Raw genomic sequence first — 23,718 nt, 5'->3', positions numbered from 1 at the left:
ATGAAACCTCACGCCACGGCCATCAACCAACGCTTGTTGCGCGGCCAGACACCCTCGTACGAACGCTTGCAGGCACGTCTGGCCGAAGACGGCAGCGAGTTGGGGGGCGCGCCAATCGCCCTGCATTGCGGCTGGGGCAGGTTGCTGATCGGCCACACCTTTGCCGATGCGGCCAGCCTTGCCCAAGAGTTACTCAACGAGCAGCCCGGCGAACGCGATATCGCCCTGTACGTCGCCGCGCCGCAACAAGTGCTGGGACTGGAACCGACCCAGTTATTTCTCGATCCCTCCGACACCTTGCGCCTGTGGTTCAGCGATTACCGTCAGGCCACCCGGGTATTTCGCGGCTTTCGCATCCGCCGTGCCCAAAGTGAAGCGGACTGGAACGCGATCAATCAGCTGTACCAGGCGCGGGGCATGCTGCCGATCGATGCCACGTTGCTGACGCCACGGGGCTCGGGCGGGCCGGTGTACTGGCTGGCCGAAGACGAGGACAGCGGCGCGGTGATTGGCAGCGTCATGGGCCTCAATCATCACAAGGCCTTCAATGATCCGGAAAACGGCAGCAGCCTCTGGTGCCTGGCGGTCGATCCGCATTGCTCGCGACCGGGGGTCGGCGAAGTGCTGGTGCGGCACCTGATCGAACACTTCATGAGTCGTGGCCTGAGTTACCTCGACCTGTCGGTGCTGCACGACAATCGGCAGGCGAAGAACCTCTACGCCAAGCTCGGTTTTCGCAACCTCTCGACGTTCGCCATCAAGCGCAAGAACGGAATCAATCAGCCGTTGTTCCTCGGCCCGGGCCCCGAGGCGCCGTTCAATCCCTATGCGCGGATCATCGTCGAAGAAGCCCATCGACGCGGCATTGATGTGCAAATCGATGACGCCGATGCCGGGATGTTCACCCTCAGTCATGGCGGGCGCCGGGTGCGTTGTCGCGAGTCCCTCAGCGATCTGACCAGCGCCATCAGCATGAGCCTGTGCCAGGACAAAAGCCTGACCCACAAAGTGCTCAAGAACGCGGGCCTGAACCTGCCGGCGCAACAATTGGCGAGCAACGCCGATGACAACCTGGCGTTTCTCGACGAGCACCACAGGGTGGTGGTCAAGCCGCTGGACGGCGAACAAGGGCAAGGTGTGGCGGTGGATTTGCAGACCATCGAAGACGTCCAGCACGCCATCGAAGCCGCTCGCCGCTTCGACAGTCGCGTGCTGCTGGAAAGCTTCCACGAAGGCCTTGATCTAAGGATTCTGGTGATTGGCTTTGAAGTGGTCGCCGCCGCGATTCGTCGACCGGCCGAAGTGGTTGGCGATGGCCAGCATTCCATCGGCGCGTTGATCGAAGCCCAGAGCCGACGCCGACAGGCCGCCACGGACGGTGAAAGCAAAATCCCGCTGGATGCGGAAACGCAACGCACCTTGCAGGCCGCCGGTTACGACTACAGCAGCATTCTGCCGGCGGGCGAGCATTTGTTCGTAAGGCGTACGGCAAATCTTCACACCGGCGGGATTCTCGAAGACGTCACCGCGATTCTGCACCCGACACTGGCGGATGCCGCCGTGCGTGCCGCGCGGGCGCTGGATATTCCCGTGGTCGGCCTCGACCTGATGGTGAGTGCCGCCGATCAACCGGAGTATGTGTTCATCGAAGCCAATGAGCGGGCCGGACTGGCCAACCATGAGCCACAGCCGACGGCTGAACGCTTTGTGGATCTGTTGTTTCCCCATAGTCAGCCGGTTGCATGACATTGATGCATTGCCAGCACCATCGCCTTCGCGAGCAAGCTCGCTCGCACATTTGCCTGCACCCCCCTGCTCGAAAAAGGGTCCTGACCGACACCGACTCACTCCCTCATCGAAACCATCGATGTGCTCAACCCCATCAGGAGTTTCCATGACCATCAAATACCCGGAACCCGATCTGACCTATATGCAAAAAGTCCTGTTGGAAATGCTTGCCATTCCCAGCCCTACCGGGTTCACCGACACCATCGTGCGCTATGTCGCCGAACGCCTTGAAGAGCTGGGCATTCCCTTCGAAATGACCCGCCGCGGCACCATTCGCGCCACGCTCAAGGGCAAGAAGAACAGCCCGGATCGCGCCGTTTCCGCGCACCTGGACACCATTGGCGCGGCCGTACGCGCCGTCAAGGACAACGGCCGCCTGACCCTCGCCCCGGTGGGATGCTGGTCGAGCCGTTTCGCCGAAGGCAGTCGCGTCAGCCTGTTTACTGACAACGGAGTAATCCGTGGCAGCGTATTGCCGTTGATGGCGTCGGGACATGCGTTCAACACGGCGGTGGATGAAATGCCGATCAGTTGGGATCACATCGAATTGCGCCTGGATGCCTACTGCACCACCCGCGCCGATTGCGATTCGCTGGGCATCAGTGTCGGCGATTTCGTCGCCTTCGACCCGCTGCCGGAGTTCACCGAAAGCGGCCACATCAGCGCTCGCCACCTCGACGACAAGGCCGGTGTGGCGGCGCTGCTGGCGGCGTTGAAAGCGATCGTCGACAGCGGTGAGGAATTGCTGATCGACTGTCATCCACTGTTCACCATCACCGAGGAAACCGGCAGCGGCGCGGCGGCGGCATTGCCTTGGGACGTCAGCGAGTTCGTCGGCATCGACATCGCACCGGTCGCCCCCGGCCAGCACTCCAGCGAACATGCAGTGAGCGTGGCGATGCAGGATTCCGGCGGGCCGTATGACTATCACTTGTCACGGCACCTGCTGCGCCTGGCCAGTGACAACGAGTTGCCGGTACGCCGCGATCTGTTCCGTTACTACTTCAGCGATGCTCACTCGGCCGTGACCGCCGGCCATGACATCCGCACCGCCCTGCTCGCTTTCGGCTGCGACGCCACCCACGGCTACGAACGCACCCACATCGACAGCCTCGCGGCCCTCAGTCGCCTGCTCGGCGCCTATATCCTCAGCCCGCCGGTGTTCGCCAGCGATGCGCAACCGGCCAAGGGTTCGCTGGACCGCTTCAGTCACCAGATCGAACACGACACCCAGATGGAAAGCGACACGCGAGTGCCGTCCGTGGATAGCCTCCTGGGCCAACGCAACAATAGCTAAGCCGGTATTTCGCTGACCGGTCTACCGTCATCGCCAGCAGGCTGGCTCCCACTGGGTTCTGCACTTAACTGTGGGGCCAGCCTGCTGGCGATGGCGCCTGACCCGACAACGCAGGACCGAGGCTAGCCCCGGCCCGTGATTCACCGTAGCATCGCGCCATTGATTTAACCGAGGTGCCTATGCTGATCCCCCACGACCAACTGGAAGTCGACACCCTGACCCGCCTGATCGAAGATTTCGTCACCCGTGACGGTACCGACAACGGTGATGACACCCCGCTTGAAACCCGTGTGCTGCGAGTGCGTCAGGCATTGACCAAGGGCCAGGCACTGATTGTCTTCGACCCGGAAAGCGAGCAATGCCAGCTGATGCTCAAGCACGACGTACCCAAGCACCTATTCGACTGATTTTTTGGGCCGGGGCAGTTTGCGCTGGATGCGCTCGTAGATTTCGCATCGGTACACTTTGACGTTGCGCGGAGCCTCGACGCCGAAGCGCACTTCACCGCCGTTGATGCCAACGACGCGTATCGAAATGCTGTCACCGATGGAAATCAACTCGCCTACAACACGGCTGAGTACAAGCATGGCCTTCGTCCTTCAAGGTTACCGGACCTTGAAGATGCCCGGCGTACCGCAGCGCTTCAAGGCAACAGTGGCAATCCAGACCGAAGCTACAAGCACAGACCCACAGCACTGAAAGAAACGTCTGACAAATCGATCAGGCACTTCCTTCACGACGCGGTAAAGCGCGGGCCAAACAGGATGACGCTCGCCCCGATCACACACAATGCCACGCCGATCCAGTCCGAACCGAGTGGACGAATCCGCTCGACCACCGCCAGCCAGCCAATCGATGCAATGATGTAAATGCCCCCGTAGGCGGCATAGGCGCGACCGGCGTAGACCGCTTCGACACGGGTCAGCAACACCGCGAACAAGGTCAGGCTGAGCAGCGCCGGTACGATCCACCAAGCGCTTTTGCCCTGGCGCAACCACATCCAGAAGGCAAAACAGCCAGCGATTTCAAACAGCGCGGCGAGGAAAAACCACAGATAGTTGAGCATGCGAACGCCTCGCGAGGATGACCGATGGCGGCCACCCTAACGAGGCTGTTCCGTGCGGGCAAGTTCAGCCTGCGGTTTGTTTGGCCTTGGCGCGCATCTTGTCGGCCATCAGGGTCATTTCGTTGTAGAGCAGTTGCGGGTTTTTCTGCTTGAGCGCCCAAGCCATGCGGCCCTGCTCATGGGGCAGGATCATGAACTCGCCGGCGGCGACCTGCTGATAGATGTAGTCAGCGATGTCTGCCGCGCTGATCGGCGAGCTTTCCAGCAGTTTGCCGACCTGGGCTTTCATCGCCGGGGTCGGGCCGCGGAACGAGTCCAGCAGATTGGTCTGGAAGAACGATGGGCAAACCACGTGCACGCCGACTTCCTGCTGGGCCAATTCAATCAGCAAACTTTCGGACAGTGCCACCACGCCAGCCTTGGCCACGTTGTAGTTGCTCATGGCCGGACCTTGCATCAACGCGGCCATCGACGCGATGTTGATGATCTTGCCCTTGCTTTGCTCCAGCAGCGGCAGGAAGGCCTTGCACCCCTTGACCACGCCCATCAGGTTGATCGCGATTTGCCAGTCCCAGTCTTCCAGGGACAGTTCACTGAAGAACCCACCGGACGCCACGCCGGCGTTGTTGACGATGACATCGATACCACCCAGTTTCACTTCGCAGGCCTGGGCGAAGGCGGTCAACTGGCTGTAATCGCGCACATCGCAGCGCTGGATGAAACCGTCGCCGCCGGCTTCGCGAACCAACTTCAGGGTTTCCTGCAGGCCCGGCTCGCTGACGTCCGACAAGGCCAGCTGCCAGCCTTCGCGCGCCCAGCGCAGCGCGATTTCGCGACCCAGGCCGGAGCCCGCACCAGTGATCATCATGCGATTTTGCATAGCAAACAGCCTTGTTGTTCGGGGGAAGATGCAGCGAGTGTAGCGAAGGATATTGCCCGACCCACGCTCCATCAGATTGCTGAATGCCCCGAGCAAACCGCAGGCGCGTCCGACCCAACTAACACAATTAACCCCGAAACAGCACATTGTTCGAAAAACATCGAAAAAACTTGGAATTTTATAGCGTGCGCGGCAGTCCGATTTTTTAAGCAGCTAGAATTAATTTCATTCCCGCTGACCGTTAACGATCAGGTCATTCCCGAATACATCCAACAAGGAAACAGTCATGGGCACAATTCTTATCGTAATTCTGATCTTGTTACTGATCGGTGGCTTGCCGGTCTTCCCGCACTCCAGAAGTTGGGGTTATGGCCCATCAGGCATCATCGGCGTCGTGTTGGTCGTGCTGCTGATCCTGCTCTTGCTCGGCAAAATATGAAGATCTGACCGGCAAAAAAATATAGGAGCGAGCCTGCTCGCGATGGACTTGATGACGACGCGCTTATCCAGAAAATACGCGTCGTCGTTAACGTCCATCGCGAGCAAACTCGCTCCTACAAGTGTTTGTTTCTCTATTGCCGCGTTACTTAGTCCGGCTTGCCGTCAACCACACCGGCGGTGTTGTCGAGCAGGCTCTTGGTGGCCGTCTGCAGGAACGACTCAAGCTTCAGCTTCAGTGCCGCTTCATCGGACGACTCCGGAATCAACTCACCTTTAGGATTCGCGCCCAGCTCGTACCGGTAGAGTTTCGGCGACATTTCCTTCGGCAATACCAATACGCGATCGGCGGTGAGCAAGGCGACGGTCTGATCGCTGCCCGATGGCTTGATCACGCCAAAACCCTTGTCGCCTTCCGGCAGGTTGAGCAGGTCGCGCCCCCAGCACTGATGGCGCACTTCACCACCCAGTCGACCCATGATGGTCGGCACTATGTCAATTTGAGTCCCGACGGTGTGGTCACGCTGGCCGAATTTTTCCTGAATGCCCGGTGCAATCATCAGCATCGGGACGTTGAAACGCCCCAGATCCATTTCGGTGATCTGCTGTTCGTTGCCAAAACCGTGGTCACCGACGATCAAAAACAGGGTTTCGTTGAAGTACGGCTCCTTGCGTGCCTTCTCGAAGAACTGACCCAGCGCCCAGTCGGAGTAACGCATGGCGGTCAAGTGCTCATTCAGGTTGCCGCGATCGGTCACTCGCTCAACGGGCAATGGCGACGGCAAGGCGTAAGGTGTGTGGTTGGACAGGGTTTGCAGCAAGGCATAGAACGGTTTTTTATCCTTGCCATCACGAGCCTTCAGCTCTTCCAGGCCACGGTTGAACATGTCCTGGTCAGACACACCCCAGGTCGGGTCGGAGAACACCGGGTTAACGAAGTCGTTACGCCCGATGAAGTTGGTCATGCCCTGGTTGCTGAAGAAACCTGACTGGTTATCCCAGGCGAAGTCACCATTGTAGACATACACGTCATCGTAATGACGGGCACTGAGCAATTGCGGCAGACCAGACAGCTTGTGACTGCCTTCCGGCGTTTGCATCAGGTATTCGAAACCCGGCAGGTTCGGGAAGCACGCCATGGTGGCGAACATACCCTGGTGGGTGTGGGTGCCGTTGGAGAAGAAGCGGTCGAACAACAGACCCTCCTTCGACAATTTGTCGAGGTATGGCGTGATGTTGCCCGGTGCACCCAATGCCCCCACCGAGTGACCGGCCATGCTTTCCATCAGGATCACGACGACGTTCTTGATCGGCAGGGTCTTGTCTGCCGGAGGCGTATAAACGCGACGTACGGCAGCGGTATCGCCATCCACCAGTTTTTCGTCCTTCATCACCAGCATGTCACGCACGGTCTGCTGTGCCTCGGGTTGTGGCAATGTCGCTTTCCAAATGTTGCTGCGCTCGTCGGACATCCGGCTCTTGGCGGCGGCAATCAGTTGCAGGGTACCGTTAAGGCCCAACTGGTTGGCGAAGTTCGAGTCGGTGGTGTAGACGTCACCCCAACGCAGCGGTGGGCCCTGACGCAAGGTGCCACGGGCAGCGACCACGCAGATCAGCAGGCAGACCACGAAAACCGCCATTCGCGCATACCACGGGGCAACCTGACGCGTACCAATGCTGCCGCCGCTGAAGGGGCCACGAGGACGGGTCGCACGATCAGCACCCTTGAATGCCAGGCTGAGGATCCAGGTGCCTACGGCCCAGGCCAGCAGGTAGCGAACGACCGGAAAACCGTACCAGAGCATGCTCATCACGGTTTTCGGATCTTCTTTTACATACTGGAAAACCAGGCCGTTGAGGCGCTGGTGGAACTCACGGTAGAAATCCATCTCCATGAGGCCCAGGAACAGGGCGATGCTCGAAGCAACCGTCAACCAGAAGCGGAACAGCCCGCGCGCCGCCATGGTACGGACGCTAAACAACGCGAGCAGCAACGGAACGCTGAGGTAAACCACCAGGCGCAAATCGAAACGCAGGCCGTTGGCGAATGCTTCGAGAAATGTCGAGGCTGGTGTGGAGAGGATCATCTCGCGGTTGTAGACCAGCAGCGCGACGCGCAGTGCGGAAAACATCACCATCATGACCAAAGCACACAGCAGTGTATAAGCCAGATGCGATTTGACGGTCGGTTGCAGCAGGCGATTTGAAGCTCGCTGCTGATTCAGGGCGTCCGGGATTGCCATGTCGTATTAGGACCCATTGGAAGTTGAAGTTTCAAAAATACAGCTGCGCCCTGCCCTCTGTTGGCCAGATCCTGGCCCGGGGTTTGCGCGATGCGCAAATGTTGCACGATCAACCGCAGCATTGCCATTGATAAGTGTTCGTCGATGCAGACGCGCGCGAATTGTCTTGGAGGCGTTGTGAAAATTTCGTGCAACGCATATCTGGAAACAAAATAAAGCCCTGCCCTGCAAATACGGCAACGCCCCGAACCGGTCGGGGCGTTGCTCAAGCCTTGCTCAACAGCGCAATGCGATTACTTCTCGGCGCGTGCTTTGAGGTTTTTCAAGGTATTGAACGGCGCATCGACCACAAACTTGTTGGCCACCATCGACGGAACACTACCGCCCGGCTCGGTGTGAACCTGATAGGTCACTTCAACCTGATCGCCCTTGGGAACGAACTTCCAGAAACCATCGATCTTGGCCACCCGGACCAGACCTTTTTCCTCAGGCAGGTATTTCGGCACACCTTCGAGCTTGCGGGTCAGGCTGCCATCGGCACCTTCGATAATGGTGACGTGCATCACCGAATCACGCGGGGTGACTGGCCAAGGCGTATTGAACTGGGTGTAGGTCCAGAGCTGATTGCCTTCCTGCTTGAGCAACTTCTGGGTCTTGCATTCGTGAATCCAGGCGCAGGCGCCGGGGACGTCATCCTGTAGTGCGCGCAGTTTGGCCATGGTGGTCTTCATCAGGGTGACGCCCTGGTAGGCCTTGTAGTCGGAACCTGGCACTTCACTCAGGGATACCTTGATGCCGTCTTCGTTCTTGGCAACTTTCCAGTCTTCGGCCTGAGCGACCGAGGTGGCCAATACAGCTGTCAAACCACACAGCAGAGCAATACGATGCAGCGAACCCATAGTCTTATTCCTTATTGTTGAAGTTCAGTTCGTCGGGCTTGCACCTCCGATCACCTTCCGGTTTTTCGGAGGTGCGAGCCCACACATCACGCAGCCGTCATTTGCTCCCACCAGCCGATCAGCCTGATCGCGTCTTCACGGCTATTGCCGCACACCTCGATGTCAGCCTCGAACGCCGAACAGACTGCCGGGCGCTCTGGCTGGCCGAAAATAGTGCACAGGTTTTCGGCAGACAATTGCAGGCATCGTTCCCCCGCGGCTTTTCCGTTGGGCATGCCGGGGATGGGTGAGCTGATGGATGGGGCAATGCAACAGGCGCCACAGCCTTCACGGCATTTCATGACGACAAGCTCCTCGCGACGGGCAATGTGTTAAAGGACGTGGCACAGAGTAACCGCTAAAACAGTTGTTTGAAATTGGCGAACCACGGGTTTTTGCCTGCAACCGGGCGTGACCGGGCAGTCTCCGACAAAACGCCTGGTTGGCGGGTCATCAGCAGGGAAGAATTAATGCTTGAACTCGAATTCCAGCGCCGCGCCTTCGACTTCACGACGTTCTTCGTTGCGCAGCTGCAATTGCATTTCGTTGCTGATCAACCTTCCGTTGAGCTGGAACTGACTGCTTTTGTCACCGAACATTTGCGGCAGTACCGGATCTCGCCTCGGTAATGGCACGGTGCCCACCGGCTTCAGCTCCTCGACCATGCCCTTGGGCAAACTCAAATCCAGGTCGACTGAAGGCAGCGGGGTTTTCGCCACCTCGCTGGCCGGTTTCGACTTGGCCGCAATCGGAGGACGCTTTTTGACCGGCGCGGCTTTCTTTTTGACCGGGGCGGCTTTGGTGGCTGGAGCGGTTTTTTTCGAGGTAGTGCTTGCTGCCGGTTTTTCCTGAACAGAAGCGGCCATCACGGAGAGCGGCTGAGCGCTCAATAACAGGCAAATCATCAGCCAGGTGGCGGGAAAAATCGGTTTCATGGACCCAACGGCGCAACTGCGCTAACGACAGAGGGGCCATATGCTCGCTTGTTGCAATCAACATGACAAGCGCGGACAGGCATTACCTGCCCGCCTCCGTCACAGACCACCGGCCATTTCCTGGCAGAGCTGGGTGGCGAGCATGCCAAGGGTCATCAAGGCACGTTCGGCTTCACGATTCCACGGGATGCCGCAGTTCAAGCGAATGCAATGATTGAATTGCTCGGTATTACTGAAAATCAGCCCCGGCGCGATGCTGATGCCCTGCTGCAGCGCCCGCACGTGCAATTCCTGGGTATTGACCCGACCCGGCAGGCTCACCCACAAAATGAAACCGCCGGTTGGCCGCGTCATCTGGGTGCCTTCGGGGAAATACTGCTGCACGGCCAGCTGGAAGGCGCTGAGGTTCTTGCGGTATTCCTGACGGATGTAACGCAAATGACGGTCGTATCCACCGTTTTCCAAGTAGGCAGCAATACCCATTTGCGTGACGCTGCAGGCGGAATGGGTGCTGAACGTCTGCAAACGCTGGATTTCCTGCTGGTACTTGCCGGCAATCATCCAGCCGATCCGTACACCCGGCGACAGGGTCTTGGAGAAACTCGAGCAATAGATCACCCGGTCCAGGCGGTCATAGGCCTTGAGCGCTTTGGTGCGCCCCTGCTCGAACATCAACTCGCCGTAAATATCGTCCTCGACAATCTGGATATCGAAGTCAGATGCCAGGCGCAGCAGTTGTTTCTGCCGCTCCTCGGGCATGGTGCCCCCCAGCGGGTTGCTTAAACGAGTGGTCAGCACCAAGGCCTTGATCGACCACTGGTTGGCCGCCAATTGCAAGGCTTCGAGGCTCATGCCGGTGGATGGGTCGCTGGGAATTTCGATGACCTTGAGGCCCAGCAGATCAGCCAATTGCAGCAAACCATAGTAGGTCGGCGACTCGGCTGCGATCAGGTCACCCGGTCGGGTCAGCACTCGCAGGGACATTTGCAAGGCATCGACACAGCCGTGGGTGATCACCACTTCCGACGGATCGACCACCACGCCTGCATCACGCATGCGAATCGCCACTTGCCGGCGCAACGGTTCAAAACCCGGGCTGAACATATAGCTGAACGCACGCGGACTGTGAAAACGGGTGACTTTGGCCAGTTGCTGATGCAGTGCCCGCACCGGCAAATAATCGACGCTCGGTACTGCGGCGCCCAACGGAAAGACGCCTTCGCGGCGGGATTCGACCAGCACCTGTTGGATGATGCTGCTGCGAGTGACCAGCCCAGGACGCTCAACCCTGGCGATATCCGGTGTCGGTGCGGTCAGGGCCGGGGTCTGGTGCACGTAGTAGCCCGATTGCGGCCGGGCACGGATCAGCCCCTGATCCTCGAGGTTGGCATAGGCCTGCAGCACTGTCGCATGGCTGACATTGAGCTGCGAGCTCATCTTGCGCACCGAAGGCACACGCTCGCCGGGTTGATAGACACCTCGACGGATATCTTCGGCCAGTTGCTGAGCAATACGTTGGTAGAGCAGGAGATTGGTCATGACGCAGCACTCGATTTCACGGGCATTTTATTCTTGTGTGAAACAATACCGGAACAGTTTAGAAGTGTACGGGGACAGTTGCCACAATAGTCGACAGTACAGTGCAGTGTCAGCAAGAACTGTACTGTTCTGAGCACTATTTGGCAGGCGAAAAAAAACCCGGCGCTGACTGGCAGGCCGGGTTTCCAGTGACGCAACCCTTAGCGGGCGGCGCCCATCTGGCCTTTTTCATCGGAGAACACAATTTCCACCCGACGGTTCTGGGCACGACCCCGCTCGGAAGCGTTAACGTCCACAGGGTATTCATCACCGTAGCCTTCAACCTGAATACGTTTGTCGTCGATCCCAAGATCCGTCAAAACGTCCGCCACCGATTGCGCACGGTCGCGGGACAGCTTGAGGTTTTCCTGTTTGCCGCCGGTGCTGTCGGTGTAGCCTTCGATCCGCACCACACGCTTGGGGTTGAGCTGCAGGAACTGGACGACTTTCAGCACGACGCGGTTCGCCGAGTTTTTCAATTCTGCTTCGCCGGTGTCGAACAGCACGTCGCCCAGGGTCATGACCAAACCACGGTCGGTCTGGGTGGTGGCCGTCGCAACGATTTGCTCTTCGATCCATTTGCCCTGCTGCTGCACGCTGAGCAGTTTGGATTCACGCAAGGCCAGTTGCAGGCGCTGCCGCTCCAGTTCGAGTTTTGCCGCGCGCTCTTCGTTAAGCACCTGATCGGTGTGTTCCCGAGCGATCTCGCTGTAACGCTGGCTCAGATAAGCGTAATGCACCACGTCCGACCCGCTGCCCCAGTAGCTGGACAAACGATCAGCGCGCGCCAGGGACTCACCGGCGCGGATCACGTCCTTGGGGGCGATACGCAGCACGTTGGAATCTTCCTTGACCTTCTGGAAGTTGGCGCCCGCCTCCTGCAATGCCGCTTCGCTGTGCTGGCCGGCGCAGCCATAAAGGCTCGCGCAACCCGCCAGGATCAGACCACCGAGGGCCTTGGTCTTGAGGCTCATTGGGAGTCCCCCACTTGCTTGCGCAGACGGGCGATGCGGGTATTGAGCACGCTCAACTGCTCCTCGCTCTTGAGGGTCAGGACCCGGGCCTCAGCCAGACGCGCGTCCAGCTCGGCCTGTTCGGCCCGCATGCGTGCGTTTCTGAAGGATTGGTCGGCCATGTTGCCCTTGGCCCGGTTGAACTTGTCTTCGGCCAGTTTCATTTCAGGCACTTCGTCGGCAGTGGCGCCAACAGCCTTGGCTTGTTCGAGTGCCTGTGCAGTCAGGCGCATTTGTTCATTCGGCGCAGGATCGGCTGCACAACCCGCCAGAGCCAGAACGGCCAGGGCAGCGAAAAGAGGTCGAATACTCACTAAAAATCCCTACTGTTTTGGGCTACTGACAGGTGGCGTCTGCCGTTGAGAAAGTTGAGCATTCCAACGCTCGATATTGCGCAACAGCACGGCCTCCGTCAGTCCGGACGCGGGCAATTCTGTCATCTTTTTGGCCAACTGTCCGCGCAACCACGGATCGTTGCAGGCGGAGTCATGGGAAATGGCCAGAAACAGCCCCGGCTTGTCTACCGGTTGCACGCGAGCCACCAGGTCATTGGACATGCCCAATGTCTGCGCCATCGCCACGCCCGAGTAGCGTCCGGCCAGGACATATTCCACCTCGCCCAACAGCAGTTTCTGGAAGGCCTGGGTCAGGTTGGACGTACGCGTCAGGGACAATTGCTGCTCGGCGAAAGTGGCGAATGCCGGGGTCAGTCGGGACTTTTCCGACAAGGCGCCAGTATGCCCCGGCAGGTCCTGCACCTTGCTATAGACCAGTGACGAATCCTTGCGGGTCCAGACCAGATAATCGTTTTCCAGCAACGGCGGGTGAATGTAATCCAGGGTTTCCAGTTCGCTGACCGTCAACGAGGCGTCAGCCAGCATGTCCATGCGTCCACTGCGCACTTCGTCCAGGGCCTGGGAGCGTTTTCCGGCGTACAACAGTTCAACCTTGATCCCTAACTGCCCCGCCACTAGCTGCAACAAATCGGCACTGGCGCCGATCAGATGCCTGGGATCCTGCGGGTCTTGCCACAGGAAAGGTGGCGCATCCGGACTGCCGGTCACCACCAGGCGATCGCACTTGCCGGCTGCAGTGGACAGCGCTGGAAATAGCGTCAACCCAAGAAGCAATGACCAGCCACATAGGCGGCTCAAATCCATGGCGAAACACTCCCGTTGAGACCGTTTATGTTCTTGTAGGAGCGAGCCAGCTCGCGATGGTTTCAAGGGCACCGTGCTAATTCAGGTTCCCCGCGTCATCGTTGACGTCCATCGTCGGAACGCCGCCCGGAGCCGGCTCGCTCCTACAGAAAAAAAGGCAAAAAAAAGCCCGACCAGAAGGCCGGGCTCTTTATAAGTGAAGCAGCCGGATTAGACCAGCTTCTCCAGCTCAGGGATGGCTTCGAACAAGTCCGCCACCAGGCCGTAATCGGCCACCTGGAAGATCGGCGCTTCTTCGTCCTTGTTGATCGCAACGATCACTTTGGAGTCTTTCATGCCGGCCAGGTGCTGGATCGCGCCGGAGATACCGACGGCAATGTACAGCTGTGGAGCAACGATCTTGCCGGTCTGACCGACCTGCATGTCGTTGGGTACGAAACCTGCGTCGACCGCGGCGCGGGAAGCACCGACGGCAGCGCCCAGCTTGTCGGCCAGGGCGTACAAGTGTTTGAAGTTGTCACCGTTCTGCATGCCGCGGCCGCCGGAAACGACGATCTTGGCAGCGGTCAGTTCCGGACGATCGGACTTGGCCAGTTCTTCGCCGACGAAGCTGGAGATGCCAGCGTTGTGGGCAGCGGCAACGGCTTCTACAGCAGCCGAACCACCTTCAGCGGCAACCGGGTCGAAACCGGTGGCACGCACGGTGATCACCTTCACTGACGCGTTCGACTGAACGGTAGCGATGGCGTTACCGGCATAGATCGGACGCTTGAAGGTGTCAGCGCTTTCGACCGAGATGATCTCGGAGATCTGGTCAACGTCCAGCGCAGCGGCGACGCGCGGCAGGATGTTTTTGCCGTTGGAAGTGGCGGCAGCCAGGATGTGGCTGTAGCCCTTGCCCAGCTCGGCAACCAGAGGCGCAACGTTTTCCGGCAGCTGGTGAGCGTAGGCAGCGTTGTCGGCCACCAGCACTTTAGCCACGCCAGCGACTTTCGCAGCGGCTTCAGCCACGGCGCCAGCGCCCTGGCCTGCAACCAGCACGTGGATGTCGCCGCCGATTTTGGCAGCGGCAGCCACGGTGTTCAGCGTGGCCGGGGCCAGCACTTTGTTGTCGTGTTCAGCAATAACCAAGATAGTCATTTAGATTACCTTCGCTTCGTTTTTCAGTTTCTCGACCAGTTCAGCCACCGACTTGACCTTGATACCCGCGCTGCGTGCAGCAGGCGCTTCGACTTTCACGGTCTTGTTGGTGGAGGCGGTGGAAACGCCCAAAGCGTCCGGAGTCAGCACTTCGAGAGGCTTCTTCTTGGCTTTCATGATGTTTGGCAGGGACGCGTAGCGCGGCTCGTTCAAACGCAGGTCGGTGGTGACGATGGCCGGCAGTTTCAGGGAAACGGTCTGCGCGCCGCCATCGATTTCGCGGGTCACGGCGACGCTGTCGCCGCTGATTTCGACTTTCGAAGCGAACGTGCCCTGACCGTAACCGCTCAATGCGGCAAGCATCTGGCCAGTCTGGTTGTTGTCGCTGTCGATGGCTTGTTTGCCAAGGATCACCAGCTGAGGCTGTTCCTTGTCGACAACAGCCTTCAGCAGTTTGGCAACGGCCAGGGAAGTCAGATCTTCGGCGGATTCGACGAGGATGGCGCGGTCAGCACCCAGAGCCAGCGCAGTGCGCAGTTGCTCTTGAGCGGTGGACGGGCCGACGGAGACGACGACGATTTCAGTCGCGACGCCTTTCTCTTTCAGGCGTACCGCTTCTTCCACTGCGATTTCGCAGAACGGGTTCATCGACATCTTGACGTTGGCAAGATCGACGCCGGAATTGTCCGCCTTGACGCGGACCTTGACGTTGTAATCCACAACGCGTTTGACAGCTACAAGAACCTTCATGGATTCCTCGTTACTCTCCGGTGAAAAGGAAGTCGCCTAGGCGAACCTGGCGGTTGATGCTCATCGGGCGCAAGGGCACCTCTAAAAACGCCGGCAAACGTGTCAAGTGACCATCGCTCATAATGTTGATGACCGTTCGTCAGTCGTGACTCACGAGTCATTCATTATCGCGGCGTGTAAACTGCGCGCCAAACCTGCGCGGCTCATCACTTTCCAGTGCCATCGCCCTGTCTTTAGAGGTGCTCTTGAAACCAACAGTCAGCCTACGGCGAGCGCAAAACCGCCCGTATCTTGACCGGAACACCTATTCCGGTCAATACGGCAAAATAGCCGTTCATAAGCCGCGTGACTTTGATTTCTCTGGCTTTGAGCCAATTCAAACAAACGTTTGTATTGGACGCTGAGAGTGGTGTAGATATAATGCGCCACCCAAAGAGAAAGGTGGTTACTCGATTGTCCTCTCCCGGCGTTGCGCAGGGATTCAGGGATGCGACACCCAACCTCCCAATTAGAAAAAAAACTGTTGAGCCTTGAGTAGGAGATAACCTGTGGAACGCGAATACATGGAATTCGACGTCGTCATCGTCGGTGCCGGCCCCGCTGGTCTTTCCGCTGCCTGCCGATTGAAGCAGAAGGCCGCCGAAGCCGGTAAGGAAATCAGCGTCTGCGTGGTCGAAAAAGGCTCCGAGGTCGGTGCTCACATCTTGTCTGGTGCCGTGTTCGAACCACGGGCCCTGAACGAATTGTTCCCGGACTGGAAAGCACTCGGCGCGCCGCTGAACACGCCGGTCACCCGCGATGACATCTTCGTGCTGAAAAACGCCGAAAGCGCGCAGAAAATCCCTGACTTCTTTGTGCCCAAGACCATGCACAACGAAGGCAACTACATCATCTCCCTGGGTAACCTGTGCCGCTGGCTGGCCCAGCAGGCCGAGAACCTGGGCGTGGAAATCTACCCGGGCTTCGCCGCCCAGGAAGCCCTGTTCGACGAGAACGGCGTGGTTCGCGGGATCATCACCGGCGACCTGGGCGTTGACCGCGAAGGTCACCCGAAGGAAGGCCTGTACACCCCGGGCATGGAATTGCGTGGCAAGTACACGCTGTTCGCCGAAGGTTGCCGCGGCCACATCGGCAAGCAGCTGATCAAGCGTTTCAACCTCGACAGCGATGCAGACGCCCAGCACTACGGCATCGGCCTGAAAGAAATCTGGGAAGTCGACCCGGCCAAGCATCAGCCAGGCCTGGTGGTCCACACCGCCGGTTGGCCGATGGACATCATGGGCACCGAGAACACCGGTGGCTCGTTCCTCTATCACCTGGAAAACAACCAGGTGGTGGTCGGCCTGATCGCCGACCTGTCCTACAGCAACACCTACCTGTCGCCGTTCGACGAGTTCCAGCGCCTCAAGCATCACCCGGTGCTCAAACAGTACCTGGAAGGCGGCAAGCGCATCAGCTACGGCGCTCGCGCCATCTGCAAGGGCGGCCTGAATTCGCTGCCGAAAATGGTCTTCAAGGGCGGCGCGCTGATCGGTTGCGACCTCGGCACCCTGAACTTCGCCAAGATCAAAGGCAGCCACACCGCGATGAAGTCCGGCATGCTGGCCGCCGAATCCGTGGCCGACGCGCTGTTCGCTGATCTGGACGGCACTGCAGAACTGACCAGTTACGTCGACGCGTTCAAGAAGAGCTGGCTCTACGACGAACTGTTCGCCAGCCGCAACTTCGGCCCGGCGATCCACAAGTTCGGCGCTATCGTCGGTGGCGGTTTCAACTGGCTCGACCAGAACATCTTCGGCGGCAAACTGCCGTTCACCCTGCACGACACCAAGCCGGACTACGCGTGCCTCAAGCTTGCGGCCGACTGCAAGAAGATCGACTACCCGAAACCGGACGGCAAGATCAGCTTCGACAAACTCAGCTCGGTGTTCATCTCCGGTACCAACCATGAAGAAGAACAGCCGTGCCACTTGAAGCTGACCGATCCGAGCATCCCGATCAACAAGAACCTGCCGCTGTACGATGAGCCAGCCCAGCGTTATTGCCCGGCCGGCGTGTACGAAGTGATTACCAAGGAAGATGGCGAGAAGCGCTTCCAGATCAACGCCCAGAACTGTGTGCACTGCAAGACCTGCGACATCAAGGACCCTTCGCAGAACATCACCTGGGTGACGCCGGAAGGCGCTGGCGGCCCGACTTACCCGAACATGTAAGCCGTACGCCTGAACAACGAGGCTCCCGAATGGGGGCCTTTTTGTTGCCTGAAATTTCGCGCAATGCATCGTCCTCTGTGGGAGCGAGCTTGCTCGCGAAAGACGCCAATACACCGCTTGTATTCAGACACTACGCGTCAGCGCTATCGACCTTCGCGAGCAAGCTCGCTCCTACAGGTCACGTGTCAGACTTTCGCGCCTAGGTCGTTCGACAACCGCGCCGTGACCCCTTTGATCAGGGGAATCAACTCGGCCATTTTTTCCAGCGACATATACGGCACGGTACTGGCGATGCTGATGCCGGCGACGATGCGCTTGCTGGCATCACGAATCGGTGCCGCCACGCAACGGATCGACGGTTCGTTGTCCTCCAGGTCGAACGCATAACCTCCGGCCACATACTCGATCATGCGCTGCTGAAATTGCTCCCAGGACTGCTCCGGGTGCTGCGGCCAGAACTGATTTTTCCCACCTGCTGGCAAACTGACTTCGTACAACCGTTGCCACTCTTGTGGCGTGTCGTCGAGCATCAGTGCCTTACCGATGCCGGTACGCGCCAACGGCATGCGATGGCCGACCCGCGAGCGCATTTCCGGGCCGTTGCGTCCCGGATTCTTGTGCAGGTACAGCACTTCGTCGCCTTCTCGGATCGCCAGGTGAATGGTGTCACCGGTCAGCGCCGACAACTCATCCAGATACGGCCCGGCCAGGGTGACCAACGGCAGTTCTTCGCGCGCCTGAAACCCCAATTCGATCAGCTTCGGCCCCAGCAGGTAACCGACTTGCGGCACCACCCGCAGATAACGTTCGTCGACCAGGCAACTGGCCAGTCGATGAGTGGTGCTGCGCGTGGTCCCGATCAACCGGGCGATCTCCTTGAGATCACGGGCGCCACTGGCCACGGCCTGAACCACACCCAAACCTCGAAGCAGTGTCTGGGTGCCGGTTGGCGCGGCGTCCTTGGCGATTTTTGGGGCGTCTTCCTGCATATCCAGCCTTTACCGTTGAGCGAGTGAACGGGCGGCATTATGGTCGCCCTCCTGCTGCGACTACAACTTGATACGCTCGACCTTGCCCACCAGCAAAATGTAGGAAAGTGCACCCAGCAATGCCAGAACCGAGATGTAGGTGATCGCCGGGGCAAAGGACTCACCGCTGGCGAGGAAACCGATGACGATTGGCGTGGCAATGGCCGACAGGTTGCCGATGAAGTTGAACACGCCACCGGTCAGTCCCAGCAAACGTGCCGGCGCCAGCGTGGAAACCAGCGACCAGGTGATCGAAGCCAGACCGTTGCCGAAGAACGCCAGGGCGAGGAAGGCGATCACCAGCGGCGTCGACTCGACGAAGTTGGCGCCGATGATCGAAGTGGAAATCAGCAGGCCACTGATGATCGGCAATTTGCGAGCGAAACCGACCGTGTACCCGCGCCGGATCAGGAAATCCGAAAAGAATCCGGAACACAGCACACCGACGAACGCCGCGAGAAATGGCAGCGATGCCAGTAAGCCGGATTTGATGAAGTCCATCCCCCGGTATTTCACCAGGTAGGTCGGGAACCACGTCAGGAAAAACCACAGCGTCGAGTTGAGGCAGAACTGGCCCAGGTAGATGCCCCAGAGTTTGCGCTTGCTCAGGACGATCCCCAGGTCGGCCCAGCTGAATTTCGCTTTGACCCTGGCTTGCTCGGCCTGGATGTCCACCAGCCCGCCGCCTTCGCGGATCAGGTCGATTTCGGCCTCGTTGGCGCCTTTGAAGTCACGCGGTTCGCGATACACCGCGTACCAGATCACCGCCCAGAGAATGCCTACCGCGCCGGTGGTGACAAACACCATGTGCCAGCCGAATTCGTGCTGAAGCCAGGCCAGTAACGGCGTCAGGAATGCCAGGCCGACAAACTGCCCAGAGGTATAGAAACCGATGGCCGTGGCGCGCTCGCGTTCCGGGAACCACGTGGTGACGACGCGGCTGTTGATCGGATAGGCCGGCGCTTCCAGGGCACCGACGGCCATGCGCAGCACGAACAGCGCGATGAAGCTGCCGGCGAAGCCAAGCATCACTGTGGCAATCGACCATAGCAGCAAGGCAGCGGTGTAGAGAATGCGCGGCGGAACACGGTCCACCAGCCAGCCACCGGGGATCTGCATGGCGGCGTAGGTCCAGCCGAAGGCCGAGAAAATCAGGCCGACGTGAATCGGGTCGATGCCCAGTTCGCTGGTCAGCGCCGGGGCAGCGATCGACAGGTTGCTGCGGTCCAGGTAATTGATCACCACGGTGATGAACAGCAGGACCATGATAAAAAAACGCTTGCGGCTGGGCGTCACCAACGTCGCCTGCCCGGTGAGGGTTTGCGGTTGCATGAGGAGTGCCTCTTCTTATGTTTATTGAGGACGATTGGAAAATTTGCACTGTCTCTGTGGGGGCGGGCTTGTCCGCGATGGCGGCGGCACATCCGGCATTGATGTGACCGACAGGACGCTATCGCGGGCAAGCCCGCTCCCACAGGTTATGTGTCAGGAGAAACTCACCACTCGGCAAAACTGCCATCGGCATGGCGCCAGATCGGGTTGCGCCAGCGGTGCCCGATGGCTGCGCGTTCGATCACGTACTCCTCGTTGATCTCAATACCCAGGCCCGGGCCGTTGGGGATTTTCACGAAGCCTTTGTCGTAGTCGAACACCCGCGGATCCTTGACGTAATCCAGCAGGTCGTTGCTCTCGTTGTAATGGATGCCCAGGCTCTGTTCCTGAATGAACGCGTTGTAGCAGGCCGCGTCCAGTTGCAGGCAAGCGGCCAGCGCAATCGGGCCCAGCGGACAATGCAGCGCCAGCGCCACGTCGTAGGCTTCGGCCATGTTGGCGATCTTGCGGGTTTCGGTGATGCCACCGGCGTGGGACGCATCGGGTTGAATGATGTCGACGTAGCCTTCGCTGAGCACGCGTTTGAAATCCCAACGGGAAAACAACCGTTCGCCCAGGGCAATCGGCGTGCTGGTCAGCGGCGCCAGCTCCTTCAGCGCTTCATAGTTTTCACTGAGCACTGGCTCTTCGATGAACATCAGTTTGTACGGGTCGAGCTCTTTCATGAGCACCTTGGCCATGGGCTTGTGCACCCGGCCATGGAAGTCGACGCCGATGCCGACGTTCGGGCCCACCGCGTCACGCACGGCAGCGACGTTGGCCAGGGCCAGGTCGACTTTCTCGAAGGTGTCGAGGAACTGCAGCTCTTCGGTGCCGTTCATTTTCACCGCGGTGAAACCGCGCCCCACCGCTTCTTTCGCTGCCCGCGCGGTATCCGCCGGACGGTCGCCGCCGATCCACGAATAGACACGAATCTTGTCGCGCACCTGGCCGCCCAGCAGGTCGCTGACCGACACCCCCAGCGCCTTGCCCTTGATGTCCCACAACGCCTGATCGATGCCGGCCAGTGCGCTCATGTGGATTGCGCCGCCACGGTAGAAGCCACCGCGATAAAGCACGGTCCAGATGTCTTCGATGTTGCGCGGGTCTTTGCCGATCAGGTAGTCGGACAATTCTTCGACGGCAGCCGCCACGGTGTGGGCGCGGCCTTCGACCACGGGCTCGCCCCAACCGGTGACGCCCTCATCGGTTTCGACCTTGAGGAAGCACCAGCGCGGCGGAACGATGAAGGTGGTCAGTTTGGTGATTTTCATCTTTTTGTCTCTCTTATTCAGATGCAGCGCACGCAGCGCCAAAAGCCTTAGCGAAGGGATTTCCAGGCCGCGACATAGGCCTTGGCATTGGCCGCCACTTGCGCAGGGGTCATGCCTGGCTTGAACAACCCGGAGCCGAGGCCGAAGCCTTTGACGCCGGCATCGATGAACACCTGCATGTTGTCCGGGGTGATGCCACCGACCGGTGCCAGAATCGTTCCCGCCGGCAACACCGCGAGCCATGCCTTGACGACCGCCGGCCCCATCTGTTCGGCCGGAAACATCTTCAGGATGTCCGCCCCTTCGGCCAGTGCCGCAAAGGCTTCGGTCGGCGTGGCGACACCCGGCGACAGGTACAGCCCCGCAGCCTTCGCGGCGCGCAATACCTTGGGATCGCTGTGGGGCATCACGATCACCTGACCGCCCGCCGCTTTCACTTGCTCGACCTGTTCCGGTGTCAGCACCGTGCCGGCACCGATCAGGCAATCAGCGGGCAAGGTGCTGCGCAGGATACGGATGCTTTCGTACGGCTCCGGGGAGTTGAGCGGTACCTCGATGACGCAAAATCCGGCTGCGTACAGGACTTCGCCGATGGCCGCCGCTTCTTGCGGACGCAAGCCGCGCAGGATCGCGATCAGACCGTTTTGCGCCAGTGCTTGTTTGAGCATGTTCAGAGCTCCAGTCAGGTTTAACGGGATGGGTTGGGCGTGATCAGTCCGGCGGCCAGCGCCAGTTGCCACAGCCCGCGTTCGGTGGCCTGTTCGACCAGCGCCACTCGGGCAAACCCGCAAGCGTCCAGGGCCCGGCTGTAACGCGTACAGAGTTGGGCGTTGCCGATGAGGATGATCGATGGCAGGTGCACACTGTTGCGCCGATGTCGCAGGACGCGGGCAAGGGCCGACAGTTCATGGCCGATCAACAGGCCGGACAGGTAGTCCGGTTGTGCGGTGGCGCTCAGCGCCCCCGTCAGACCGAGGCTGCGAGCGCTGAACATGGTCGAGAGCACACCGGTTTCGCCGTCCGCCGACAATGCCACCTGCACGCCGCGATCAAACGCTTCGTCATCGAACGACCCGCCGCGTTGCTGGGTACGCCCCAGAATGCTGTGTTCGCTGAGCACGGCGAAGACTTCGCCGGTCATGAAAGTGTCGAAATGGACGATGCAGCCGTCGGCCACTTCCACCCATTTCGAATGACTGCCCGGCAGGCCGATCAACAGATCGGCGCCCGCCTCGTTCGACAGGGTTTGCAGCACGCCGAGCACTTGGGTTTCTTCGCCGCGCATCACGTTGGGCAAGCGCGAGCGCTGGATCACACCCGGCACGATGTGCACGTCGACACCACGAAGACTGCGTACGGTTTGCAAGGCGGTGCCGAGGGTGGCGACGTTTGCCGGCGTATCGCGGTAGGCCGCTTCACACCAGCCCTGGGCGCTGCCGACCATGCCACAGGCAATCACCGGCAGGCCGGGCTGTTCGTCGAGCCAGTCGCCGCATGCCTGGTCAAAGGCCAGTTCAAAACCGTCGGTGCATTCCCGGCCGGCAATGACGCGCGGCGCCTTGGGCAGCTGCATGATCCCCGACGACAGCGAACGCTGTTCGAGCACTTGGCCACCTTCGGCCAGTTTGTAAGCACGTAATGAGGTTGTCCCCCAATCGAGCGCGATCAATTGCGCCAGCATCGCTTCACCTGTTTTGGTTTTTGGCAGTGAGTGAGCTGGACTATAAACCCGGACGGCGCAAAATCTCAATATATAAATATCAATCCCATATATTGGGAGAAGACAAAAAAAATCGCAGCGTTCGCGAGCCCCTGGAATGCAGGAGCTCGCTTGTCTGCGATGGTCGTCAACGAAGAAGCGTGAAGCCTGACACCCCGTGGTGCTTTCGATTTCTTCGCGAGCAGGCTCGCTCCTACGGGGGTTGGGCGTTTATTGACCTTCGGCGAACTCGCGAAGCACTTTGCCGTCCATGCGGTAGCGAACCCACTCCTCCTGTGGCTGCGCGCCCAGGGATTTGTAGAAATCGATGGCTGGGGTGTTCCACTCCAGAACGCTCCATTCGAAGCGCCCGCAATCGTTGGCACAGGCAATTTTCGCCAAATGCCGCAGCAGGGTTTTGCCGGCACCGCCACCCCGCTGCTCCGGGGTGATGTAGAGGTCTTCGAGGTACAGGCAGTTGCTGCCCAGCCATGTGGAATAGCTGAAGAAGAACACCGCGAAACCGATCGGCAACCCGTCGCGCAGGCAGATCAGGCCATGGGCGGTCGCCCCTTCGCTGAACAGGCTGCGCTCGATGTCGGCGACGCTGGCAATGACTTCGTGGCGGGCACGTTCGTAGTCGGCCAATTCCGTGATGAACGCGAGGATTTGTGGCGCGTCACTGGGGGTTGCCGGGCGGATTTCGATCGTCATGGACGCGCCTTGTCAAAAGTTGAAAACGCCATACTAAGGCGGCGCGCGATTTGTGGCGAGGGAGCTTGCTCCCTCGCCACAGAACACCGTCGCCACAGGTTGTTACTCCGGCTAGGGCTAACCCTTGCATCGCGAACCTCGCACCTAAGATAGACGCCTTGCGTGATAGATAGATGACCTGCCATTTGATCGG

24 protein-coding genes are annotated in these 23,718 nt (G+C 59.5%); 5 read left to right on the top strand and 19 right to left on the bottom strand.

What is annotated here, in order from left to right:
- The 3 genes from ngg to BLV61_RS23990 all read left to right on the top strand — a co-directional run bounded on the left by ngg (position 1) and on the right by BLV61_RS23990 (position 3,492).
- Positions 1-1,746, top strand: coding sequence for an N-acetylglutaminylglutamine synthetase (ngg, locus tag BLV61_RS24000; RefSeq protein WP_090467818.1), 1,746 nt, complete (start codon positions 1-3; stop codon positions 1,744-1,746).
- Positions 1,747-1,894: 148 nt separating this feature from the next.
- On the top strand, positions 1,895-3,085 hold the full coding sequence (locus BLV61_RS23995; protein ID WP_090467816.1) for an osmoprotectant NAGGN system M42 family peptidase: 1,191 nt from the start codon (positions 1,895-1,897) through the stop codon (positions 3,083-3,085).
- Positions 3,086-3,264: 179 nt separating this feature from the next.
- Positions 3,265-3,492, top strand: a complete 228-nt coding sequence (locus tag BLV61_RS23990) for a YheU family protein (protein WP_003199186.1) — start codon at positions 3,265-3,267, stop codon at positions 3,490-3,492.
- On the opposite strand, the gene csrA is transcribed toward BLV61_RS23990, so the two are convergent.
- The 3 genes from csrA to BLV61_RS23975 all read right to left on the bottom strand — a co-directional run bounded on the left by csrA (position 3,481) and on the right by BLV61_RS23975 (position 5,031).
- Entirely contained in the window at positions 3,481-3,672 is a 192-nt protein-coding gene (csrA, locus tag BLV61_RS23985; protein WP_047527050.1) for a carbon storage regulator CsrA, read from the bottom strand. The genes BLV61_RS23990 and csrA overlap by 12 nt on opposite strands.
- Positions 3,673-3,818: 146 nt before the next feature.
- On the bottom strand, positions 3,819-4,151 hold the full coding sequence (locus BLV61_RS23980) for a YnfA family protein (RefSeq protein WP_047527048.1): 333 nt from the start codon (positions 4,149-4,151) through the stop codon (positions 3,819-3,821).
- Positions 4,152-4,215: 64 nt separating this feature from the next.
- Entirely contained in the window at positions 4,216-5,031 is an 816-nt protein-coding gene (locus BLV61_RS23975) for an SDR family oxidoreductase (protein WP_047527046.1), read from the bottom strand.
- 286 nt (positions 5,032-5,317) lie between these two features.
- Here BLV61_RS23975 and BLV61_RS23970 point away from each other — a divergent pair, with 286 nt between their 5' ends.
- Positions 5,318-5,470, top strand: a complete 153-nt coding sequence (locus tag BLV61_RS23970) for a DUF3309 family protein (RefSeq protein ID WP_008012020.1) — start codon at positions 5,318-5,320, stop codon at positions 5,468-5,470.
- A 148-nt stretch (positions 5,471-5,618) separates the two neighbouring features.
- On the opposite strand, the gene BLV61_RS23965 is transcribed toward BLV61_RS23970, so the two are convergent.
- The 10 genes from BLV61_RS23965 to BLV61_RS23920 form a co-directional block, all read right to left on the bottom strand.
- The gene (locus BLV61_RS23965) at positions 5,619-7,712 is read right to left on the bottom strand and encodes an LTA synthase family protein (RefSeq protein WP_090467814.1); all 2,094 of its coding nucleotides are present in this window, start codon (positions 7,710-7,712) and stop codon (positions 5,619-5,621) included.
- A 293-nt stretch (positions 7,713-8,005) separates the two neighbouring features.
- The gene (locus tag BLV61_RS23960; RefSeq protein WP_047527040.1) at positions 8,006-8,611 is read right to left on the bottom strand and encodes an START domain-containing protein; all 606 of its coding nucleotides are present in this window, start codon (positions 8,609-8,611) and stop codon (positions 8,006-8,008) included.
- Positions 8,612-8,697: 86 nt separating this feature from the next.
- Positions 8,698-8,952: a zinc/iron-chelating domain-containing protein gene (locus BLV61_RS23955; RefSeq protein ID WP_047527038.1), complete on the bottom strand. Its 255-nt coding sequence runs from the start codon at positions 8,950-8,952 to the stop codon at positions 8,698-8,700.
- Positions 8,953-9,117: 165 nt separating this feature from the next.
- Complete coding sequence (locus BLV61_RS23950) at positions 9,118-9,585, bottom strand: hypothetical protein (protein ID WP_047527037.1); 468 nt, start codon at positions 9,583-9,585, stop codon at positions 9,118-9,120.
- Positions 9,586-9,684: 99 nt separating this feature from the next.
- Positions 9,685-11,124, bottom strand: a complete 1,440-nt coding sequence (locus tag BLV61_RS23945; protein ID WP_047527036.1) for an aminotransferase-like domain-containing protein — start codon at positions 11,122-11,124, stop codon at positions 9,685-9,687.
- A gap of 200 nt (positions 11,125-11,324) precedes the next feature.
- Positions 11,325-12,137 carry an OmpA family protein gene (locus tag BLV61_RS23940; RefSeq protein WP_090467812.1) on the bottom strand — a complete coding sequence of 271 codons (813 nt, stop codon included), beginning with the start codon at positions 12,135-12,137 and terminating at the stop codon, positions 11,325-11,327.
- Entirely contained in the window at positions 12,134-12,490 is a 357-nt protein-coding gene (locus BLV61_RS23935; RefSeq protein ID WP_047527033.1) for a DUF4398 domain-containing protein, read from the bottom strand. The genes BLV61_RS23940 and BLV61_RS23935 overlap by 4 nt, the downstream gene beginning before the upstream one ends.
- Positions 12,491-12,499: 9 nt before the next feature.
- Entirely contained in the window at positions 12,500-13,336 is an 837-nt protein-coding gene (locus BLV61_RS23930; RefSeq protein WP_090467810.1) for a substrate-binding periplasmic protein, read from the bottom strand.
- 210 nt (positions 13,337-13,546) lie between these two features.
- On the bottom strand, positions 13,547-14,476 hold the full coding sequence (locus tag BLV61_RS23925) for an electron transfer flavoprotein subunit alpha/FixB family protein (RefSeq protein ID WP_090467807.1): 930 nt from the start codon (positions 14,474-14,476) through the stop codon (positions 13,547-13,549).
- Positions 14,477-15,226 (bottom strand): electron transfer flavoprotein subunit beta/FixA family protein, encoded by a 750-nt coding sequence (locus BLV61_RS23920; RefSeq protein WP_007987229.1) that lies wholly within the window; start codon positions 15,224-15,226, stop codon positions 14,477-14,479.
- A 548-nt stretch (positions 15,227-15,774) separates the two neighbouring features.
- Between BLV61_RS23920 and BLV61_RS23915 the strand changes: the two genes are divergently transcribed.
- Positions 15,775-17,439, top strand: a complete 1,665-nt coding sequence (locus BLV61_RS23915) for an electron transfer flavoprotein-ubiquinone oxidoreductase (protein ID WP_090467805.1) — start codon at positions 15,775-15,777, stop codon at positions 17,437-17,439.
- A gap of 185 nt (positions 17,440-17,624) precedes the next feature.
- On the opposite strand, the gene BLV61_RS23910 is transcribed toward BLV61_RS23915, so the two are convergent.
- The 6 genes from BLV61_RS23910 to BLV61_RS23885 all read right to left on the bottom strand — a co-directional run bounded on the left by BLV61_RS23910 (position 17,625) and on the right by BLV61_RS23885 (position 23,525).
- A complete protein-coding gene (locus BLV61_RS23910) occupies positions 17,625-18,428 on the bottom strand; it encodes an IclR family transcriptional regulator (protein ID WP_047527025.1) in 804 nt (267 codons plus the stop codon).
- A 60-nt stretch (positions 18,429-18,488) separates the two neighbouring features.
- A complete protein-coding gene (locus BLV61_RS23905; RefSeq protein ID WP_047527023.1) occupies positions 18,489-19,799 on the bottom strand; it encodes an MFS transporter in 1,311 nt (436 codons plus the stop codon).
- Between the two features lie 164 nt (positions 19,800-19,963).
- Positions 19,964-21,112, bottom strand: coding sequence for a galactonate dehydratase (dgoD, locus tag BLV61_RS23900; protein WP_047527021.1), 1,149 nt, complete (start codon positions 21,110-21,112; stop codon positions 19,964-19,966).
- Positions 21,113-21,159: 47 nt separating this feature from the next.
- Complete coding sequence (locus BLV61_RS23895) at positions 21,160-21,780, bottom strand: 2-dehydro-3-deoxy-6-phosphogalactonate aldolase (protein ID WP_090467803.1); 621 nt, start codon at positions 21,778-21,780, stop codon at positions 21,160-21,162.
- A gap of 20 nt (positions 21,781-21,800) precedes the next feature.
- Positions 21,801-22,793, bottom strand: coding sequence for a 2-dehydro-3-deoxygalactonokinase (locus BLV61_RS23890; RefSeq protein WP_090467800.1), 993 nt, complete (start codon positions 22,791-22,793; stop codon positions 21,801-21,803).
- A gap of 249 nt (positions 22,794-23,042) precedes the next feature.
- Positions 23,043-23,525: a GNAT family N-acetyltransferase gene (locus BLV61_RS23885; RefSeq protein ID WP_047527014.1), complete on the bottom strand. Its 483-nt coding sequence runs from the start codon at positions 23,523-23,525 to the stop codon at positions 23,043-23,045.
- Positions 23,526-23,718 lie beyond the last annotated feature (193 nt).

Origin of the sequence: Pseudomonas mohnii (assembly GCF_900105115.1) — a bacterium.
GTDB classification, from domain to species: domain Bacteria; phylum Pseudomonadota; class Gammaproteobacteria; order Pseudomonadales; family Pseudomonadaceae; genus Aquipseudomonas; species Aquipseudomonas mohnii.
Note: the sequence above shows the minus strand (reverse complement) of the source record. Positions and strands in the feature narration are given on the sequence as shown.

Coding starts and splice junctions, on each gene's coding strand:
- dgoD (WP_047527021.1), bottom strand. CDS start 21,112: ATGAAAATCACCAAACTGACCACCTTCATCGTTCCGCCGCGCTGGTGC.
- BLV61_RS23925 (WP_090467807.1), bottom strand. CDS start 14,476: ATGACTATCTTGGTTATTGCTGAACACGACAACAAAGTGCTGGCCCCG.
- BLV61_RS23910 (WP_047527025.1), bottom strand. CDS start 18,428: ATGCAGGAAGACGCCCCAAAAATCGCCAAGGACGCCGCGCCAACCGGC.
- BLV61_RS23920 (WP_007987229.1), bottom strand. CDS start 15,226: ATGAAGGTTCTTGTAGCTGTCAAACGCGTTGTGGATTACAACGTCAAG.
- BLV61_RS23955 (WP_047527038.1), bottom strand. CDS start 8,952: ATGAAATGCCGTGAAGGCTGTGGCGCCTGTTGCATTGCCCCATCCATC.
- BLV61_RS23905 (WP_047527023.1), bottom strand. CDS start 19,799: ATGCAACCGCAAACCCTCACCGGGCAGGCGACGTTGGTGACGCCCAGC.
- BLV61_RS23895 (WP_090467803.1), bottom strand. CDS start 21,780: ATGCTCAAACAAGCACTGGCGCAAAACGGTCTGATCGCGATCCTGCGC.
- BLV61_RS23970 (WP_008012020.1), top strand. CDS start 5,318: ATGGGCACAATTCTTATCGTAATTCTGATCTTGTTACTGATCGGTGGC.
- BLV61_RS23950 (WP_047527037.1), bottom strand. CDS start 9,585: ATGAAACCGATTTTTCCCGCCACCTGGCTGATGATTTGCCTGTTATTG.
- BLV61_RS23980 (WP_047527048.1), bottom strand. CDS start 4,151: ATGCTCAACTATCTGTGGTTTTTCCTCGCCGCGCTGTTTGAAATCGCT.
- BLV61_RS23890 (WP_090467800.1), bottom strand. CDS start 22,793: ATGCTGGCGCAATTGATCGCGCTCGATTGGGGGACAACCTCATTACGT.
- BLV61_RS23965 (WP_090467814.1), bottom strand. CDS start 7,712: ATGGCAATCCCGGACGCCCTGAATCAGCAGCGAGCTTCAAATCGCCTG.
- BLV61_RS23940 (WP_090467812.1), bottom strand. CDS start 12,137: ATGAGCCTCAAGACCAAGGCCCTCGGTGGTCTGATCCTGGCGGGTTGC.
- csrA (WP_047527050.1), bottom strand. CDS start 3,672: ATGCTTGTACTCAGCCGTGTTGTAGGCGAGTTGATTTCCATCGGTGAC.
- BLV61_RS23990 (WP_003199186.1), top strand. CDS start 3,265: ATGCTGATCCCCCACGACCAACTGGAAGTCGACACCCTGACCCGCCTG.
- ngg (WP_090467818.1), top strand. CDS start 1: ATGAAACCTCACGCCACGGCCATCAACCAACGCTTGTTGCGCGGCCAG.
- BLV61_RS23930 (WP_090467810.1), bottom strand. CDS start 13,336: ATGGATTTGAGCCGCCTATGTGGCTGGTCATTGCTTCTTGGGTTGACG.
- BLV61_RS23975 (WP_047527046.1), bottom strand. CDS start 5,031: ATGCAAAATCGCATGATGATCACTGGTGCGGGCTCCGGCCTGGGTCGC.
- BLV61_RS23960 (WP_047527040.1), bottom strand. CDS start 8,611: ATGGGTTCGCTGCATCGTATTGCTCTGCTGTGTGGTTTGACAGCTGTA.
- BLV61_RS23885 (WP_047527014.1), bottom strand. CDS start 23,525: ATGACGATCGAAATCCGCCCGGCAACCCCCAGTGACGCGCCACAAATC.
- BLV61_RS23995 (WP_090467816.1), top strand. CDS start 1,895: ATGACCATCAAATACCCGGAACCCGATCTGACCTATATGCAAAAAGTC.
- BLV61_RS23945 (WP_047527036.1), bottom strand. CDS start 11,124: ATGACCAATCTCCTGCTCTACCAACGTATTGCTCAGCAACTGGCCGAA.